The sequence below is a fragment of the Kitasatospora sp. MBT63 genome, from assembly GCF_000710465.2.
In the GTDB taxonomy this organism is placed as follows: Bacteria; Actinomycetota; Actinomycetes; order Streptomycetales; family Streptomycetaceae; genus Kitasatospora.
The window spans coordinates 33,677-35,913 of record NZ_JAIZ01000648.1 but is presented as its reverse complement, the minus strand read 5'-3'; the positions used below and the strand labels follow the sequence as shown (position 1 = coordinate 35,913).

General features: G+C 70.5%; 2 protein-coding genes. One reads left to right on the top strand and one right to left on the bottom strand.

The features are described from left to right. Positions 1 to 1,143, bottom strand: a 1,143-nt coding sequence (locus tag AA75_RS34165) for an acyltransferase (RefSeq protein ID WP_051813949.1), incomplete at its 3' end; no start/stop codon positions are given. 563 nt (positions 1,144 to 1,706) lie between these two features. On the opposite strand from AA75_RS34165, the gene AA75_RS50120 reads away from it, so the two are divergent. Continuing rightward, on the top strand, positions 1,707 to 2,237 hold a 531-nt coding region (locus AA75_RS50120; RefSeq protein ID WP_033824238.1), incomplete at its 3' end, for a hypothetical protein.

The window sequence follows — 2,237 nt, the reverse complement described above, 5'->3', positions numbered from 1 at the left end:
GGCGGTGGCGGTGGCGGTGGTGGTGGCGGTGGCGGCGGTGCGGCGGCGCACCAGCCGGGCGCGGAACCGGCCGAGGTCGTCGTAGGAGAGGTTCTTCATCCGCAGCGCGGGCTTCTCGACCAGGTACCAGGAGACCACGGCCGCGCAGACGGTCAGGGCGACGGTGACCGCGTTGAAGGTGGTGATCCCCCAGCGGTTCCAGTGGAAGGCCACCAGGCACTGCTGCGCCAGGTAGCCGTAGATGTAGATGCCGTACGAGAAGTCGGCCCGGGCGCCGATCCTGGTGAGCGGGCGCGGGGTGTTCAGCGCGAACCAGATCACCAGGTAGGCGAAGGCCGGCACGCCGACCAGCACGAACGCCCCGTACCGCATGGTCACCGCCATGGCCACCAGGGCGCAGAGCGCCAGCGGGGCGTTGAGCGGGATCCGGTCCCGGTAGAGCTGGGCGGCGGCGCCGAGGCCGAAGATGAACATCAGCGGGATGACGTTCTCGGCGCTCATGTAGCCGAGGAACGGCAGCACCCAGCCGGTCTGGTACGGGGCGTAGAACGGGGCCTTGAGGTGCGGGTAGTCCAGGGCCAGCAGGAACAGGTGCAGGTACGCGGCGCCCAGCAGGACCAGCACCACCCAGCGGGCGCGGCGCAGGACGCCGACCGCGGCGAGGCCCGCGACGGTCAGGTAGCAGAGCATCTCTATGCCCAGGGACCACAGCGAGCCGTCCAGCGCGCCCGGGTGGATGTTGTGCCCGAGCAGGTCGGATATGCCCCACTCGTTGATGCCCAGACTCCAGTTCGCCTGGATGTAGTGCCAGGGGCCCCGCGGGTGGTCGAACAGGTGGGTCAGGCTCATCCGTTCGTGGTGGGCCAGGATCGGCGCCACCACGAACGCGGTCGCCGCCAGGCACAGCCAGAACGCCGGCATGATCCGCACCAGCCGGTGCCACATGAACCGGCCCACGCTCAGCCGCTGGGCACTGCGGGTGATCAGCAGTCCGGAGAGGACGAAGAAACCGCAGACCGCCATTGGTCCGAGGCTGGTCTGGCCCCGGCTGAAATGAACGCCGGGGTAGTCGCGCCCGTACCCGAGGCCGGGCGCGTGGGAGAAGATCACCGCCGTCGCGAAAACCAGCCGAAGCGCGCCCATGCCATTGGTGTTGCTCCACCTGCTCGCGAGTGTCGCTCGCTCTCGGAGGGGGGCGCGCTTGCGAAACATGCTCTGGAGCTCCTGTGGCCTCTGGTCTGAAGCGGGCGCGCGGGACGGCACCGGACTGATGTTCTCACACCCGATCTCCACAAAGGAGGCACCGGCATTTGGCTGCCGCAGCCGATCGGCAGCCGTTATCGATTCGATGCGGACGCGGTGAATTCGGCGCCTTCACGGCGCCGTGAATTTCGGGCATTGGGTGTGTATCGGTCGTGAATTGCGCCACCATCCGGGGCGATTCGGGAAGCCCCGCGACCGGGTCCCCGGGTGGGCCGCGCAGGCCGCGCCGGTGGCAGGTAGGTCGTACGCCATGGGACAATCCGGGACGGCCCGGACCGGTCCGGACACCCCGCACCGACCCGCCCCGACGGCTGCCGGGCGCGTCCCTGCTAGCCTCGCCGCTGGGGGCTGGTGGGATGTTCGTGGATCCGCAGCGCCGGCCGGACGGATCCGGCCTGGCCGCCCCGCCGCGACGTAGACCGCTTGACGGAAGTGAACATCACATGACTGATCTGGCCCCCGCCGTCACCGATGGTGCCGGCCACGAGGCGGCTCGGCCGGGCGGTGGGACCGCGGCGGTGAACGGCCCCGCCCGCACCTCCTGGACCTCCCGGCGCTGGGTGCTCATCGGCGCCGAGGCCCTGGTGAGCATCGCGGCCGCGCTCGGCTACACCTTCCTGTGCCGGCACATCAGCGTCAACCCGCTGAACCGGATCGGTCAGGTCAGCGGTCTCGCCAAGCTCCAGCAGTACGTCGCGCTGCTCGGTCTGCCGCTGCTGGCGCTGCTGGTGTACACCGCGTACCGGGGTTCGGTGCTGCGGCACCAGCTGGTGAAGCGGCTGGTGTGCGCAGCGCTCGCGGGCCTGTCCACCGGCGTGATCGCCGGCGGCGTGGTGGTCGCCCTGCGCGGCACCCCGTGGCCGCTGGGCGGCCAGGAGGGCGACCCGAGCGTCCTGATCGACATGGCGACCTCGCTGATGGACGGCAAGGGGATGTCGGGCGTCTATCCGCCGGGGTTCCCGGCGGCGATCGCT